17 protein-coding genes are annotated in these 14,727 nt (G+C 40.4%); 7 read left to right on the top strand and 10 right to left on the bottom strand.

Annotated features, from left to right (window positions below; genetic code table 11):
- The first annotated feature begins 2 nt into the window (after nucleotides 1-2).
- The 6 genes from KPF51_RS05960 (at nucleotide 3) to mtgA (ending at nucleotide 4,564) form a co-directional block, all read left to right on the top strand.
- Nucleotides 3-557 carry a septation protein A gene (locus tag KPF51_RS05960; RefSeq protein WP_005725920.1) on the top strand — a complete coding sequence of 185 codons (555 nt, stop codon included), beginning with the start codon at nucleotides 3-5 and terminating at the stop codon, nucleotides 555-557.
- Nucleotides 558-559: 2 nt separating this feature from the next.
- Nucleotides 560-1,003, top strand: coding sequence for an acyl-CoA thioester hydrolase YciA (yciA, locus tag KPF51_RS05965; protein WP_005721408.1), 444 nt, complete (start codon nucleotides 560-562; stop codon nucleotides 1,001-1,003).
- A gap of 25 nt (nucleotides 1,004-1,028) precedes the next feature.
- Nucleotides 1,029-1,325, top strand: a complete 297-nt coding sequence (locus KPF51_RS05970) for a YciI family protein (RefSeq protein WP_005721405.1) — start codon at nucleotides 1,029-1,031, stop codon at nucleotides 1,323-1,325.
- A 143-nt stretch (nucleotides 1,326-1,468) separates the two neighbouring features.
- Nucleotides 1,469-3,511, top strand: coding sequence for a transglycosylase SLT domain-containing protein (locus KPF51_RS05975; protein WP_005725918.1), 2,043 nt, complete (start codon nucleotides 1,469-1,471; stop codon nucleotides 3,509-3,511).
- A gap of 26 nt (nucleotides 3,512-3,537) precedes the next feature.
- Entirely contained in the window at nucleotides 3,538-3,846 is a 309-nt protein-coding gene (trpR, locus tag KPF51_RS05980) for a trp operon repressor (protein ID WP_005751246.1), read from the top strand.
- Nucleotides 3,824-4,564 carry a monofunctional biosynthetic peptidoglycan transglycosylase gene (gene mtgA, locus KPF51_RS05985; protein ID WP_005753675.1) on the top strand — a complete coding sequence of 247 codons (741 nt, stop codon included), beginning with the start codon at nucleotides 3,824-3,826 and terminating at the stop codon, nucleotides 4,562-4,564. The genes trpR and mtgA overlap by 23 nt, the downstream gene beginning before the upstream one ends.
- 75 nt (nucleotides 4,565-4,639) lie before the next feature.
- Here mtgA and fdx read toward each other — a convergent pair whose 3' ends face one another.
- The 8 genes from fdx to trmJ form a co-directional block, all read right to left on the bottom strand.
- On the bottom strand, nucleotides 4,640-4,975 hold the full coding sequence (gene fdx / locus KPF51_RS05990) for an ISC system 2Fe-2S type ferredoxin (protein WP_005721393.1): 336 nt from the start codon (nucleotides 4,973-4,975) through the stop codon (nucleotides 4,640-4,642).
- A 20-nt stretch (nucleotides 4,976-4,995) separates the two neighbouring features.
- A complete protein-coding gene (gene hscA / locus KPF51_RS05995; protein WP_005756156.1) occupies nucleotides 4,996-6,858 on the bottom strand; it encodes a Fe-S protein assembly chaperone HscA in 1,863 nt (620 codons plus the stop codon).
- Nucleotides 6,859-6,935: 77 nt separating this feature from the next.
- Entirely contained in the window at nucleotides 6,936-7,454 is a 519-nt protein-coding gene (gene hscB / locus KPF51_RS06000; RefSeq protein WP_061405938.1) for a Fe-S protein assembly co-chaperone HscB, read from the bottom strand.
- A 30-nt stretch (nucleotides 7,455-7,484) separates the two neighbouring features.
- Complete coding sequence (gene iscA / locus KPF51_RS06005) at nucleotides 7,485-7,808, bottom strand: iron-sulfur cluster assembly protein IscA (protein WP_005721379.1); 324 nt, start codon at nucleotides 7,806-7,808, stop codon at nucleotides 7,485-7,487.
- Nucleotides 7,809-7,877: 69 nt separating this feature from the next.
- Entirely contained in the window at nucleotides 7,878-8,264 is a 387-nt protein-coding gene (iscU, locus tag KPF51_RS06010) for a Fe-S cluster assembly scaffold IscU (RefSeq protein ID WP_005721377.1), read from the bottom strand.
- 231 nt (nucleotides 8,265-8,495) lie between these two features.
- On the bottom strand, nucleotides 8,496-9,710 hold the full coding sequence (locus tag KPF51_RS06015) for an IscS subfamily cysteine desulfurase (RefSeq protein ID WP_005721328.1): 1,215 nt from the start codon (nucleotides 9,708-9,710) through the stop codon (nucleotides 8,496-8,498).
- Between the two features lie 47 nt (nucleotides 9,711-9,757).
- Nucleotides 9,758-10,222 carry a Fe-S cluster assembly transcriptional regulator IscR gene (gene iscR / locus KPF51_RS06020; protein ID WP_211599587.1) on the bottom strand — a complete coding sequence of 155 codons (465 nt, stop codon included), beginning with the start codon at nucleotides 10,220-10,222 and terminating at the stop codon, nucleotides 9,758-9,760.
- Nucleotides 10,223-10,300: 78 nt separating this feature from the next.
- Nucleotides 10,301-11,017, bottom strand: a complete 717-nt coding sequence (gene trmJ, locus KPF51_RS06025; RefSeq protein WP_005751243.1) for a tRNA (cytosine(32)/uridine(32)-2'-O)-methyltransferase TrmJ — start codon at nucleotides 11,015-11,017, stop codon at nucleotides 10,301-10,303.
- A gap of 213 nt (nucleotides 11,018-11,230) precedes the next feature.
- On the opposite strand from trmJ, the gene suhB reads away from it, so the two are divergent.
- Nucleotides 11,231-12,034 carry an inositol-1-monophosphatase gene (gene suhB, locus KPF51_RS06030; protein WP_005725868.1) on the top strand — a complete coding sequence of 268 codons (804 nt, stop codon included), beginning with the start codon at nucleotides 11,231-11,233 and terminating at the stop codon, nucleotides 12,032-12,034.
- A 63-nt stretch (nucleotides 12,035-12,097) separates the two neighbouring features.
- Here suhB and KPF51_RS06035 read toward each other — a convergent pair whose 3' ends face one another.
- Nucleotides 12,098-12,688, bottom strand: coding sequence for a hypothetical protein (locus KPF51_RS06035; RefSeq protein ID WP_005725867.1), 591 nt, complete (start codon nucleotides 12,686-12,688; stop codon nucleotides 12,098-12,100).
- A gap of 140 nt (nucleotides 12,689-12,828) precedes the next feature.
- Entirely contained in the window at nucleotides 12,829-14,685 is a 1,857-nt protein-coding gene (locus KPF51_RS06040; RefSeq protein ID WP_005753664.1) for an ATP-binding protein, read from the bottom strand.
- Nucleotides 14,686-14,727 lie beyond the last annotated feature (42 nt).

Below are 14,727 nucleotides of genomic sequence, written 5' to 3' on the forward strand. Positions count from 1 at the left end.
ACATGAAACAATTATTAGAATTTATTCCACTTATTTTGTTCTTTGCGGTGTACAAGCTCGTGGGTATCCGAGAAGCCGCAATTACCTTGATCATCGCGACCCTCATTCAATTACTGATTCTAAAAATCAAATATGGCAAAGTTGAAAAACAACAACTGTTTATGGGGATCGCTGTGGTATTTTTTGGTACATTAACGGCGTATTTTAATCAACTTGAATACTTAAAATGGAAAGTGACCATTGTCTATGCCATTTTTGCCTTGGTTTTACTCGTTAGCCAATATGGCTTTAATAAAAATCTGATAAAACTAATGTTAGGCAAAGAAGAGGCGCTTGAGTTACCGGAACAGGTATGGAATCGACTCAATCTCGGTTGGGCACTTTTCTTCTTACTCTGCATGTTAATTAATCTTTATATTAGCCAATATTTATCGGACGATTTGTGGGTGGATTTTAAGACGTTCGGTATTCTCGGTATGACTCTCATTGCCACAATAATCACCGGCATCTATATTTACCGCTATCTTCCGCAAACCAAAAGCAACAATAAGGAATGATCATGACAACTCATGTTGATACTTCAAAAAGCTGTGATACTCGAGGCACATTATTACTGCGTACTCTCGCAATGCCTTCTGATACGAATGCCAATGGTGATATTTTTGGTGGCTGGATTATGTCACAAATGGATATGGGCGGTGCGATTTTAGCGAAAGAAATCGCACATGGTCGCGTCGTCACTATTGCAGTCGACAGCATGACCTTTATCCGTCCTATTGCGGTAGGCGATGTGGTTTGCTGTTACGGTAAATGTTTAAGTGTGGGACGTTCATCTATTAAAATTAAAGTAGAAGTGTGGGTGAAAAAAGTCGCCAGTGAACCGATTGGGGAACGCTATTGCGTGACTGAGGCAGTCTTTACGTTTGTTGCTGTCGATAAAGAAGGACGACCTCGCGCGGTACCACGAGAAAATAACCCGGAATTAACTCAAGCACTCTCTTAAGCCACAAAGAAGGAAAGAAATGATGATGTACTATGTTATTTTTGCACAGGATAACCCTAACACCTTAGCACAACGTTTAGCCGTGCGTGAAAAACACCTCGCCCGCTTAACTCAGCTCCAAGCAGAAGATCGTCTATTGGTCGCGGGTCCTAATCCCGCCATTGACAGTGAAAATCCGGGTGAGGCTGGGTTTACTGGTTCAACCGTGATTGCTCAATTTGCCAGCTTAGCGGATGCACAACAATGGGCGAGTGAAGATCCCTATGTGGAAGCAGGCGTATATGCGGATGTCATCATCAAGCCCTTTAAACGCGTTTTTTAATCCCTTTATATGTCATTTATCTTAGGGCGAAAAAGCTTTCGCCCTTTTTCTTGTTCAAAATAAATTAAAAACACACCGCACTTTTCCTGTCAAATCAGGTCTAAATTTGTATCATTTTTATCCTTAATCTGTTCGAGAAATGAATGAAACTAACAAAAATTGCGCTCACTTATTTACTGACCTTGATGTCGATGTCACTTGCTGCCGCGTCTGTTAGCGTACCAGAAGATAAGACTCAACCTACTGAGGTATCGCTTACCACGACCAATTTAGTGCAAGCACGCCAGATTTATCAAAAAATACATCAATTACTGCAGCGTTCACAATCCGAAAACACGCAACGGATTGTGCAAGCCCTATTAGCAAAAATTGAGGATTATCCTCTTTATCCTTACGCTCAATACGCTTACTTAAAAGCACTCAAAGACCAATTATCCTTAGCACAGATTGAGGCATTCCAAACCGATTTTCCGTCTTTTCCCTTAACAACGGAATTGCAAAAACAATGGTTACAACAGGCTCAAGACAAGGCTGAATGGCAAGCGATTATTCACTCCCCTTTCCGCCCTAAAGATATGGCTTCACGTTGCATACAGTTACAAGCGGAATATGAAACGCAGCCTAATTCTCCAGCGTTTTCCCTCAAACAATGGCAACAACAAGTCGCCCAAATATGGCGCAATGGTGCTTCTTTACCCAAAGCCTGTGATACGCTTTTCGCACGTTGGAAAGAAAAAGGTTATCCTGAGGAAACTGAATTAAAAGAACGTGCCGTCCTCGCCTTTGAGCAAGGCAATCAAGCGCTACTTGCTTCCTTATCACAACAAGCTGACCAAGCAGACACGAAACGCTGGCTAAATGAGCTCCACCAGCTCAGTAAAAATCCGTTACGCTTACAGCACCCTCAATCTGCTTTTTTTATTGATACCCTTTCTGCGGATGATCCGTTTGCACAGCGAATCCTGTTAAGTCATTTTTCTGCGTTGATAAAACGGCTGAAAGAAACAGACATCAAAAACCAGCATGATCCTTTTGAACCCTATGCACAATGGGCAAATAAGCTAAGGTTATCTGAAGCACAACAACGTCAATGGAAAAAGCACTTAATTAGCCATCTCTTTGATAGTGAAAACCTCAACTTGCAAAAATGGCGAGATGCACAGTTATTTGAGCTGAAAGAAGATACGCTCACAGAACGCCGTTTACGTACCGCGCTGCGTGAAAAAACCGAGCTCACACCTTGGCTAGACTTGTTGTCCAATAGCGCCAAACAGAAAGAAGAATGGCGTTATTGGCAAGCAAAAGTCTTCGCACAAAATAAAAAAACCACTGAACAAGCCCAACAAATCTTTCAACAATTAGCAAAACAACGCGGGTTTTACCCTTTGTTAGCCAGTGCGGAACTGAATATCGACTACGCGCCCGCAATGGACGCTTTTAGCTCGACTTCTGCCACGGATATACAAGAGAAATTCTCCGTTGAATTAAGTAGGATCGCGGAACTGCGCGAACACAACGCCACTCAATATATGAATCTTGAGTGGAAAGCCCTATTAGAGAAAGCGAACTTTGAACAAAAACTCGCCTTGTCACACTTTGCCACGGAACAAGCTTGGTTTGATTTAGGCGTAGAAGCGACAATTCAGGCCAAAGCATGGGGCTATCTTGCCCTGCGCTTACCCAATGCCTATTTAGATTGGTTCGATTTACATCTCAATAATAAAAATGTTTCGCGCACTTTTGCGATGGCTATCGCGCGCCAAGAAAGTGCTTGGAAACCCTATGTTTCCTCTCATGCCAATGCACAAGGGCTGATGCAACTCTTACCGAGTACCGCAAAACAAACAGCCCAAGAAGCAGGTTTGCCTTATACGCATCAAAAGCAACTGTTTGATCCCTTTGAGAACATTATGCTAGGCACCGCTCATTTGCAGCAACTGTATGATAAATATGGTAATAACCGTATTTTAATTGCGGCGGCTTATAATGCGGGGGCAAGCCGAGTGGATCGTTGGTTAGCGAAAGCGGACGGTAAATTAAGTATGGCAGAGTTCATTGCCTCGATACCTTTTTATGAAACAAGAGGTTATGTACAAAATGTGTTGACTTATGATGTGTATTATCAGTGGCTACAACAGCAACCACAGCAAAAATTTAGCCAAGATGAATATAATCGATTATACTAGTGCGATAGTCAAAGGGAGGAAATACTATGTACTTAAGTCGCAATCTTGAACAATGGCATGCTTTCGTCGAAATGTTACGCACCGCATTCGCCCAAGGCAAAGAGCAGGAAATCTTAACTCTCTTGCTCACCCCTGACGAACGAGACTCCGTCGGACTACGCTTACAAATTGTCGCTCAATTATTAGATAAAAGCGTACCCCAACGCGAAATTCAGCAAAATCTCAATACCAGCGCAGCCACCATTACTCGTGGCTCAAATATGATTAAAACCATGCCACCTGAATTTATGGCGTGGGTAAAAGAACAATTAGATGAGCAAGCTAAAAAAGACTAAGCATCCTTTTCCTTGTTTCAGTATTTGGCAACAATTTAAACGCAAACTTTACCGCACTTTTGCACTATTTCTCGTGCTGTTTCTTTCAAGTGTGGTACTGTTTCGTTTCGTACCCGTTCCTTTTTCTGCCTATATGCTACAGCAAAAAATAGGCTATCTGTTTGAAGGGAATTTGAGTAGCACGATCCATTATCAATGGGTCCCTCTTGAGCAAATAAGTCAATCCATGCAGTTAGCCGTCATTGCTAGCGAAGATCAACGCTTTACGACCCATTATGGCTTTGATTGGGACGCCATTCAATCTGCTTTACAACACAATCAACGCGGAAAAAGAATCCGCGGAGGCTCAACCATCAGCCAGCAAACAGCTAAAAATCTATACTTGTGGCATGGGCAAAGTTGGTTGCGCAAAGCCATTGAAATGCCTACCACACTCGTGCTTGAAACCCTTTGGTCTAAAAAACGCATTCTGGAAGTCTATCTTAATATTGCTGAATTTGGACCGAATATTTTTGGTGTAGAAGCCGCCAGTCAGCATTATTTTCACAAACCGGCTAAACAGTTAAGCAATGCTGAAGCCGCATTACTCGCGGCAGTACTTCCAAACCCGATTATCTTCAAAGTGGACAAACCCAGTGCTTATGTGAAAAAAAGACAACAGCATATTCAGCGTCAAATGGGGTTGTTAGGAAAGCAGCATTTAAGTCAGTTAGATTAGCGCTATGCTGAAAGTGCGGTCGATTTTAGGTCAGTTTTCTTAAAGAGAAAGGCTCAACTTTGTTGAGCCTTTTGTTTATTCTTCACGCGCGTGGTTTAAACTGTATTTTGGAATTTCAACCACTAAATCTTCTTTCCCCACCAAACATTGGCAGCTCAAACGACTATCCACTTCGAGCCCCCACGCTTTATCAAGCATGTCATCTTCCATATCCGTGCTTTCATTTAAACTATCAAAGCCCTCGCGAATAATCACATGACAGGTGGTACACGCACAAGATTTATCACAGGCGTGCTCGATGTCGATGCCGGCATCTAGTGCTGCATCTAATAAGTTTTCTCCCTCTGCTACCTCTAAAGCTAAACCTTCAGGGCAAAGTTCTTCGTGGGGTAAAAATACAACTTTTGGCATTTTAATCCTATCTCTTAAGGTTATTTTGCGTTTTTCATTACATCATCAATCGCTTTGCCAGCAAGGGCTTGACGAATTGACTTATCCATTCGACGCGATGCAAACTCTTGTGTTGCAAGATCAAGCTGTTTAATACCTTGCTTAATTTCTTGCGTATCACCTTCTTTTTGCAGGCGTTGCAAAGAAATAATGGCGTTTTTCACCGCACTTAATTCTTCGTCATTTAATAAATCTTGATCAGCACTTAATGCTGAACCTACACTTTCTAATACACGTTGCGCTTCTACACGTTGTTCTGCCAATAAACGCGCTTGGATATCTTCTTTGGCATTTAGCATGGAGGCTTTTAGCATATTAGTAATTTCATCATCACTTAACCCATAAGAAGGTTTAACCTGAATGGATGACTGCACCCCCGTGGATTTTTCCATCGCAGTGACACTTAACAAACCATCCGCATCCACTTGATAGGTGACACGAACATGTGCCGCCCCTGCTGCCATCGCTGGAATACCTCTTAAGCTAAAACGCGCTAACGAACGACAATCTGCGACCATTTCACGTTCACCTTGTACCACGTGAACAGACATCGCGGTTTGTCCATCTTTAAAGGTGGTAAACTCCTGTGCACGCGCGACTGGAATAGTGGTATTACGTGGAATAATTTTTTCCACTAATCCCCCCATTGTTTCAATGCCAAGTGAGAGTGGAATCACATCTAACAATAACATGTCCGCATCGGGTTTATTCCCCACTAAAATATCCGCTTGAATCCCCGCACCTAATGCCACAACTTTATCTGGATCAATCGAGGTTAACGGCTCTTTTTGGAAAAATGCCGCCACTTGTTCACGCACAAACGGCACACGAGTTGAACCACCGACCATCACCACTTCGCATACTTCATCAGCACTTACGTCAGCATCTTTTAAGGCACGACGACAAGCCAATAATGAGCGTTTTACTAACCCTTGAATCAGCTGATTGAATTGCTCACGACTGATATTGCCTTGCCAGCCTTGATAAGAGATCGATGTTTCAAGCTTATCCGTTAAGGCAATTTTGATTTGCGTGGCAAGTTCTGTAAGTTGACGTTGTTGCTGTGCATTTTGTGGTGCAATACCAGATTGCGCTACGATCCAGTCCATTAATTGGTGATCAAAATCATCACCACCCAACGCGGTATCTCCACCAGTTGCAAGTACTTCAAACACCCCTTTAGATAAACGTAAGATCGAAATATCAAAGGTTCCGCCACCTAAATCATAAACAGCAATCACCCCTTCTTGTCCACTGTCTAAGCCATAAGCAATCGCTGCAGCGGTGGGTTCATTTAATAAGCGTAACACATTGATGCCCGCTAATTTTGCAGCATCTTTAGTACTTTGGCGCTGTGCATCATCAAAATACGCAGGCACAGTAATGACCGCGCCAGATAACTCTCCTGCTAGGCGTTTTTCCGCCAGTGCGGTCAATTTTTTCAAAATTTCTGCCGAAATTTCAACTGGGCTTAATGTGCCCTTGCTGGTGCGGATTAAAGGTAATCCATTTTCACTTGCCTCAAATTGATACGGCAAACTTGGATAACGTTGTTGCACATCAGCAAGACTGCGCCCAATTAAACGCTTAACTGAAACAATCGTATTTTGTGGACTCTGACTGGCTAATTCAGCAGCCTCATAACCGACAATGACGTTATCTTGTTCAAAATGCACCACGGAAGGGACTAAAGGGCGTTCTTTTTCGTCTAATAAAATATCCACTTGACCACTACGCACAGTCGCGATTAACGAGTTAGTGGTGCCCAAATCAATCCCTACCGCTAATTTATGTTGATGAGGACTTGCACTTTGACCGGGTTCTGCAATTTGAAGTAATGCCATTGTTTATCTCTATTCTCTTATTATTTCCTATTGACTTTATATTATAGCAGTTTTATTTTGTCGTTGTTTTAATCTACTTAAAAGTCTAATAGCTTTTCTTCGACACGTTCTACTTCAAGCAATAATTTTTTAATAAAACGTAATTTGTCGTTAATGACTTTTGCTTGTTGCCACTGTTGGCTTGACAATGCATCGGCTAATTCACTTAACAAAGCCTGTTGCGTTTGTTCAATATCTGCACTGAACGCCACGAGTTGATCACTGTCTTTCTGCGCTTCAATATTTTCTAGCTGTTCCCGCCATTGCATTTGTTGCATCAAAAATGCCATATCACGGGTGCTATTTTCTTCAATATTTTGTTGTTCACCGGTATAAATCGCAATGATAGTCTCCGCACGCAAAATCGGATCTTTTAAAATTTGTAGCGCATCATTGACTTCTGCTGACCGTTGCATCGCTAAACGCTGCTCTTGTGCAGAATGCGTAGTGAAATTATCAGGATGCAAGGATTTCTGTAAGGCAAGATAACGTGCCGATAATGTCGCTTGATCAACATGAAAATCAACTGGTAAATCAAAAATATTAAATGGGTTCATCTTTCACTCAAATATCAGATAAAAAAACAGCTAAACGTGGAAACTTTCTCCGCAACCACATTGATCTTTCACATTCGGATTATTGAACTTAAAGCCTTCATTTAATCCTTCTTTGGCGAAATCTAATTCAGTGCCGTCTAAATAGACCAAACTTTTGGCATCCACAATGATTTTGACACCATGTTGTTCAAACACCTGATCCTCAGGATTTAACTCATCTACAAATTCAAGGACATAGGCTAAGCCAGAACAACCTGAAGTTTTGATCCCTAAACGTAATCCAATGCCTTTACCACGATTCGCGAGGAAGGTTCGTACCCGATCTGCTGCCGTTTCAGTTAAGGAAATACCCATGAAATTCTCTACTCCATTGCGTCTTATAATGTGAAAGGGGCAAAATTGCCCCAACTGAATTTTAGATGATTATTTTGCTTCTTTTTTTGCTTTGTAGTCTGCAATCGCAGCTTTGATTGCATCTTCAGCTAAAATTGAACAGTGAACTTTCACAGGTGGTAATTCTAATTCTTCTGCGATTTGGCTGTTTTTAATCGCCTGTGCTTCATCAAGTGATTTGCCTTTCACCCATTCTGTAATTAAAGAACTTGAGGCGATCGCTGAACCACAACCGTAAGTTTTGAATTTTGCATCTTCAATAATGCCTTCTTCACTGACTTTAATTTGAAGTTGCATCACATCACCACAAGCAGGTGCACCTACCATGCCAGTCCCCACGTTTGCATCTTTTTTATCTAAAGATCCAACGTTACGTGGATTTTCATAATGATCAATTACTTTATTACTGTATGCCATATTGTATTCCTTCCAGTTTAATAAAAGTCCGATTCTTCATGTTGCTAAAACTCACTGAAAAACAACCGCACTTTCTCTTTAAATCATATGTTATTGAACGCAAATATCGCGTCCGACGACTAAACCGCTTAATATTAAACCTAAAAACATTGCCTCTATTACCTTTCTAGACGGCGTAAATCACATCAATAAACCGAACAATCGGCAAAGATTGTGGCAATGTTTCTCCGATTAGTGGTGCGTCCACTCGATCGTATTCAGATCGATCCCTTCTTTAAACATATCCCAAAGTGGTGAAAGCTCACGCAATTTGGCGACTGCATTTTTCACTAATTCGATAGTGTAATCAATTTCTTCTTCCGTAGTATAACGACCTAACGTGAAACGAATTGAGCTGTGTGCTAATTCATCGTTTAAGCCTAACGCACGTAAGACGTAAGATGGCTCAAGACTCGCAGAAGTACAAGCAGAACCTGAAGAAACGGCGATATCACGTAAAGCCATCATTAATGATTCACCTTCAACATAGTTAAAGCTGATATTTAAGTTGCTGTCTAAACGGTGTTCCATCGAACCGTTTACGTAAGTTTCTTCAATATCTTTTAAGCCATTGTATAAGCGATCGCGTAATGCTTTTAAACGTGGCATTTCGCTTGCCATTTCTTCTTTACAGATACGATATGCTTCACCCATACCAACGATTTGGTGTACCGGTAAGGTACCTGAACGCATACCACGCTCATGACCACCACCGTGAATGATCGCTTCTAAACGCACACGTGGCTTACGGCTAACATAAAGTGCACCGATCCCTTTTGGTCCGTAAAGTTTGTGACTAGACATTGACATTAAATCCACTTTTAATTCAGCTAAATTAATCGGCAATTTACCAACACTTTGTGTGGCATCAACGTGGAATAAGATTTTACGCGCACGGCATAATTCACCGATAGCCGCAATGTCTTGAATCACACCAATTTCATTATTAACGTGCATAATAGAAACTAAAATAGTGTCATCACGCATCGCATTTTTTAATTCCTCTAAATCAATTAAACCATCTGATTTTGGGTTTAAATAGGTCACTTCGAAGCCTTCACGCTCAAGCTGACGACAAGTATCTAATACGGCTTTATGCTCAGTTTTACAGGTAATAATATGTTTACCTTTGCTTTGATAAAAGTGCGCAGCCCCTTTAATGGCTAAATTGTCTGATTCGGTTGCACCAGAAGTAAACACGATCTCACGTGAATCTGCCCCGATCAAATCCGCAATATGGTTACGTGCAACATCAACAGCTTCTTCTGCCTGCCAGCCAAATTTATGTGAACGGGAGGCTGGGTTACCAAAGTTGCCCTCTACCGTTAAATATTCCATCATTTTTTTGGCAACACGCTCATCAACGGGACAAGTCGCTGCGTAATCAAGATAAATAGGTAATTTCATTTCTTTCCTCACTCCTAACAATTCATTTTTACCGCACAGCTGTCGGCTTAATTATCTAAAATAATCAGATTATCAAAGTCACCCCGGAACTCAATGGTTGCACGTTTTTGACGATTTTTCTCAACCAGTTCCTCAAGGGTAATTTCATTTAAAAACGCTTCAATACGAAGGCTCAACTCTTTCCACAGCGAATGGGTTAAACATTCAGTGCCTTCTTGACAATCACCGCGTCCTAAACAACGTGTGACATCAATATTTTCATTTACGGCATTGATGACCATACCGACAGAAATTCGATTTGCGGGAAAACCTAACTGATATCCACCACCCGGTCCTCGGACACTTTTTACTAGCCCATGACGACGCAACTTAGCAAATAACTGTTCTAAGTAGGAAAGCGAGATATGTTGTCGCTCAGAAATATCAGATAAACTAACTGGGCCTCTGTTTGAATTTAATGCAATATCAAGAATAGCTGTTACCGCATAGCGTCCTTTAGAAGTTAATTTCATCTTTATCTTCCTTTAATTTAATCCAACAATTGGCGAATATTTACATATCATACTAAATTAGTCAACTATTCCTCCGCGCTATTTCAAACGCTTTTCCACAGCGGTCAACATCCCACGTAAAATATTGAGCTCGTTTTTTTCTAACTGAACACGCTGATATAAACGCCTTAATTTCGGCATAACACCTTGATTTTGAATAAATCCTAATGCCGTATAAAGTCGCTCTGTATGCTGAAAAAAGTGTTCTATTTCAGTGTGTGTTGGATAGGTATTATCTATCGTTGAAAGTGATTCTGTCATTGCTTGTTGTGACAAAAATGCCAAACGTAGTTCATAACAAATCAATTGTACTGCCATCGCCAGATTCAAAGATGAATAGTCAGGATTAGCGGGTATCGTTAAATGATAACGGCACTTAAGCAATTCTTCATTGGTCAACCCAATACGTTCGCGCCCGAATACAATCGCTACTGGCGCTTGTTTTGCATACGCTATTGCGTGAGTACCACACTCACGCGGTTCAATTAAGCTATTTTGTAAGTGGCGTAATCTTGCACTGGTGCCAACCACTAACGCACAATCTGCCACTGCCTCATCAAAACTTGCTACAATTTTCGCCTGTTTCAACACATCTTCAGCCCCTGCAGATAACGCAATGGCATGTTCATCAAGAGGTTGTTTAGGTGCCACAAGATATAACTGATTTAAGCCCATGGTTTTCATCGCCCTAGCAGCAGAGCCAATATTGCCACTGTGCGAAGTTTCAACTAATACAATTCGGATATTTTCCAACATAACCTGATATCTTTGTATAAAATAGGCGCTATTCTAGCATAATAACCCTGAATTTTAGTCAACAACTTATCATTTTTCTGAGAAATCTCGTCAGTCTACTCATTCCCCCTTATCACGATAAGAACAAAAGAGGTGAAAATTTCTCTCGCCATTTTTAATGAAATTCCCTATAATACCCGCCACTTTTCTGTTCTTTAAAATCTGGTGGAAACAATGAATCCAATGTTAAATATCGCGATTCGTGCGGCACGAAAAGCGGGCAATGTAATTGCTAAAGGTTATGAGCGCCGTGATGATCTTCAAACAACGCTAAAAAGCACAAACGATTATGTGACAAATATTGATAAAGCTTCTGAAGAAGCCATTATTGAGGTGATTAGAAAATCGTACCCGGATCACACAATTATTACGGAAGAAAGTGGTGCGTTAGAAGGTAAAGATAGCGATATTCAATGGGTGATTGATCCACTAGATGGCACCACAAACTTTGTTAAAGGTTTACCGCATTTTTCTGTTTCTATTGCTATTCGTGTCAAAGGTCGCACCGAAGTGGGTGTGGTTTACGATCCTATCCGTAACGAATTATTCACCGCAGTACGTGGTGAAGGCGCTAAAATTAATGACATGCGTTTACGCGTTGAAAATAAACGCGACTTAGCTGGTACCGTGTTAACAACAGGTTTTCCTTTTAAACAAACGCGCTTAATGCCAATGCAATTTGCGATGATGAATAACTTAATTCAAGATTGTGCTGATTTCCGTCGCATGGGCTCTGCAGCATTAGACTTATGCTATGTTGCTGCGGGACGCGTTGATGGTTATTTTGAAGTCGGTGTTAAAGCTTGGGATATTGCTGCAGGCGACTTGATCGTACGTGAAGCTGGCGGGTTAGTTTGTGATTTTAATGGTGGGCATAGCTATTTAACATCAGGTCATCTTGTTGCTGCCGCACCTCGTATTGTGAAAGAAATCTTAAATAAAATTCAACCTTGTCTGTCTGACGAATTTAAAAAATAAGTTTAATACATTTAAGTGATCAAAAAATCCCTCAATAATGCGTTATTGAGGGATTTTTTTAGTTTATAAATCGCGTAGCAATGTACGACGTTGCGGTCTGTCCTCTAATTTTTTCTCTAAAAGCAATAGCTCTGGCGCAGAATAAATGATTTCTGCAGGCTGAGGAATGCCATTATAAGTCAACAACGTTAAAGAAACGGTTCCTTTCGCAAACTGATAAGTATCTAACAATGCACTCTCATTTTTTCTACGTTTTCTTATTTTTCCTTGCAGAATATCTTCTTCGATCAAATCTCGTTGCTCAACTTCTATGGTTTTACCATATTTTTCTTCTAAAACATGTAATAACAATTCTGCTGGATATTTCGGGTATTCTGGCATTTTTAATTCAATCGATTTGAGCTGCCCACCAATAAAACGCAGTCTTGCCACCGCATAGCCATCATCAAAACGGAATTTGTCACAGACCCAATAACCTCTCACAACACGTCGCCAATCATCATCCGCGGGTAAATGCCATTGGTCCTCACATAGTTTCGTTTCTTTGGCCTGTTCAATAGTCATACCAAAACGCAGATCCTTATAACCATTGACCGTCGTATTTGGGACAACGAATGGCATTAAAAAGGCAGATAATACTGCAAATATTTTCATAGGGAATCCTTAAATACAATGCTCCAGTTAAAAATAGAATAACATTTATTTCTTATGAGTTTAAATAATTAATATTCTATTTTACACCAATTTATTTTTATTCAATTTAATAACACACAACACAATTAAAATCGTTTTATTTATACCGATTTATTTAAATAACGTTCTAGCGCTTCAACATCCAATAACCAATATTGTGCTAATTGTTGTACCCAATCGTGAATGTTCTCTGTCCATTCACCTTGCTCTGGATCCTGCGCTTGTGCTGCAATTTGCTGTATTCGTTTTAAGCCAACCGAAGCCGCTGCACCTTTTATTTTATGCGCACAAGACAAGACATCGGCTTTTTGACTTTCATCTTGTTGATAAACAGAATATGCAGTCATTAATGCTTGCATATATTCCGGCATCGTTTCTTTAAATAAAGCTAAATTCTTTAATACAAAATCTGTGCCTAGCATCTCAACTAATTCGCTCAACATTTTCACATCAAAATGAGTGGCGTCTTGCGTAATCTGATGTGTTGTTGGTGTTTCTAAGCACAGAGAAACATCATGACCAAAATACTCGACTAAACAAGCAGTTAACTCCTCGATCGATAAAGGTTTGCGTAATACATCGTCCATACCTTGCGCTTGATATTCTTTTTTGTCGTGCATTACATTGGCAGTTAATGCAATTAAAGGTGGTAAAAAATCATACTGCCCATTCTCATAACCTTCCCGTAAATATTTCGCCACCGCAAAACCTGACATATCGGGCAATTGAATATCAAGTAATAGCAAATCATAATACTGCTGTTCAAATTTCTCAATGGCTTGCTGTCCTGTCATCGCAACATCAACCACATAGCCTAGTTTTTCAAGTACGGATTTTGCTACCACCACATTTACCTCAATATCTTCAACTAAGAGAATATTTAAGGTACTTGGCATTTGATTTTGTACGCGGACTGGCTTTTCAACTTCTTTAACTGGCAACATCAGTGTAAAACAAGATCCTTTCCCCATTTCGCTCGTTGCATATAAATCACCTCCCATTAATTGGGCAATGGTTTGAGAAATTGCTAATCCAATGCCACTACCAAGTGGTTTGTGCCCACTCGATTGTACTTGATAATACATTTCAAACACACGAGGTAATTCATTCGCCGGAATGCCAATCCCAGTATCACTGACACTAAAGGAAATTTGATATTCCGACACACGTTTCACATTCAGCGTGATACGCCCTTCTTGAGTAAATTTCACCGCATTTCCAATCAAATTCCATAAAATTTGACTTAAGCGAGCATAATCAACCATAAACCAAGTTGGTAAATTTTTGTCTGTCACAAGTTGAAAAGCGAGTTTTTTTTGCTGTGCTAATAAACGAGCAACATTACTAATATCATTGAGAAAACTATTTAACTCTACGGCTTTCGCATTCAGCTCAATACGGCGGGCATCAATTTTTTCTAAATCAATGATGTCACTAAAAATATGCCCTAATGAAATAGCACTCACATGAATCGTTTTCAAATAATTTTGTTGCGTTTCCGTCAGTTTTTCATCGAGTAAAATACGGCTTAAGCCAATAATACCATTTAATGGTGTGCGTAATTCATGACTGATCGTTGCCATTAAGCGCGTTTTATCCCGACTGGTTTTCTCAATATTATCTAACGCAATAGAGAGTTTTTTCTCAGCTAAAACCCGTTCCGACACTTCTTTGCGTAAATTCTCAACCATTTTGGCAAGCCCTAAACGCGAACGTTCTAATTTTTCCACCAGCACCGTGAAAAAATAAATGACAAAGGGAGCCGAAATCAGACCAAATACAACAGATCGGATCATATCAACCCAATACACTTCACCAATAATAAACAAACTTAATAAGGCTTGTGTACAGAGTGCTAAAATCGCCAACACGATCACGCCTAAAATCGAAAAGCGTAAGCGTCCCAAACGAATCACCCAATCAACATATTTTTGAGTAAAGTATTTAATATTTTTCATCTGATTTCTGCCTTTATTTTTCTAAACAACTGCGCTTATTGT

This window comes from Pasteurella sp. XG20 (assembly GCF_018968665.1).
Classification (GTDB): domain Bacteria; phylum Pseudomonadota; class Gammaproteobacteria; order Enterobacterales; family Pasteurellaceae; genus Pasteurella; species Pasteurella multocida.

Coding starts and splice junctions, on each gene's coding strand:
- hscB (WP_061405938.1), bottom strand. CDS start 7,454: ATGAACCCATTTAATATTTTTGATTTACCAGTTGATTTTCATGTTGAT.
- iscA (WP_005721379.1), bottom strand. CDS start 7,808: ATGGGTATTTCCTTAACTGAAACGGCAGCAGATCGGGTACGAACCTTC.
- mtgA (WP_005753675.1), top strand. CDS start 3,824: ATGAGCAAGCTAAAAAAGACTAAGCATCCTTTTCCTTGTTTCAGTATT.
- KPF51_RS06015 (WP_005721328.1), bottom strand. CDS start 9,710: ATGAAATTACCTATTTATCTTGATTACGCAGCGACTTGTCCCGTTGAT.
- KPF51_RS05970 (WP_005721405.1), top strand. CDS start 1,029: ATGTACTATGTTATTTTTGCACAGGATAACCCTAACACCTTAGCACAA.
- suhB (WP_005725868.1), top strand. CDS start 11,231: ATGAATCCAATGTTAAATATCGCGATTCGTGCGGCACGAAAAGCGGGC.
- fdx (WP_005721393.1), bottom strand. CDS start 4,975: ATGCCAAAAGTTGTATTTTTACCCCACGAAGAACTTTGCCCTGAAGGT.
- hscA (WP_005756156.1), bottom strand. CDS start 6,858: ATGGCATTACTTCAAATTGCAGAACCCGGTCAAAGTGCAAGTCCTCAT.
- KPF51_RS06040 (WP_005753664.1), bottom strand. CDS start 14,685: ATGAAAAATATTAAATACTTTACTCAAAAATATGTTGATTGGGTGATT.
- iscU (WP_005721377.1), bottom strand. CDS start 8,264: ATGGCATACAGTAATAAAGTAATTGATCATTATGAAAATCCACGTAAC.
- trmJ (WP_005751243.1), bottom strand. CDS start 11,017: ATGTTGGAAAATATCCGAATTGTATTAGTTGAAACTTCGCACAGTGGC.
- yciA (WP_005721408.1), top strand. CDS start 560: ATGACAACTCATGTTGATACTTCAAAAAGCTGTGATACTCGAGGCACA.
- trpR (WP_005751246.1), top strand. CDS start 3,538: ATGTACTTAAGTCGCAATCTTGAACAATGGCATGCTTTCGTCGAAATG.
- KPF51_RS05975 (WP_005725918.1), top strand. CDS start 1,469: ATGAAACTAACAAAAATTGCGCTCACTTATTTACTGACCTTGATGTCG.
- KPF51_RS06035 (WP_005725867.1), bottom strand. CDS start 12,688: ATGAAAATATTTGCAGTATTATCTGCCTTTTTAATGCCATTCGTTGTC.
- iscR (WP_211599587.1), bottom strand. CDS start 10,222: ATGAAATTAACTTCTAAAGGACGCTATGCGGTAACAGCTATTCTTGAT.
- KPF51_RS05960 (WP_005725920.1), top strand. CDS start 3: ATGAAACAATTATTAGAATTTATTCCACTTATTTTGTTCTTTGCGGTG.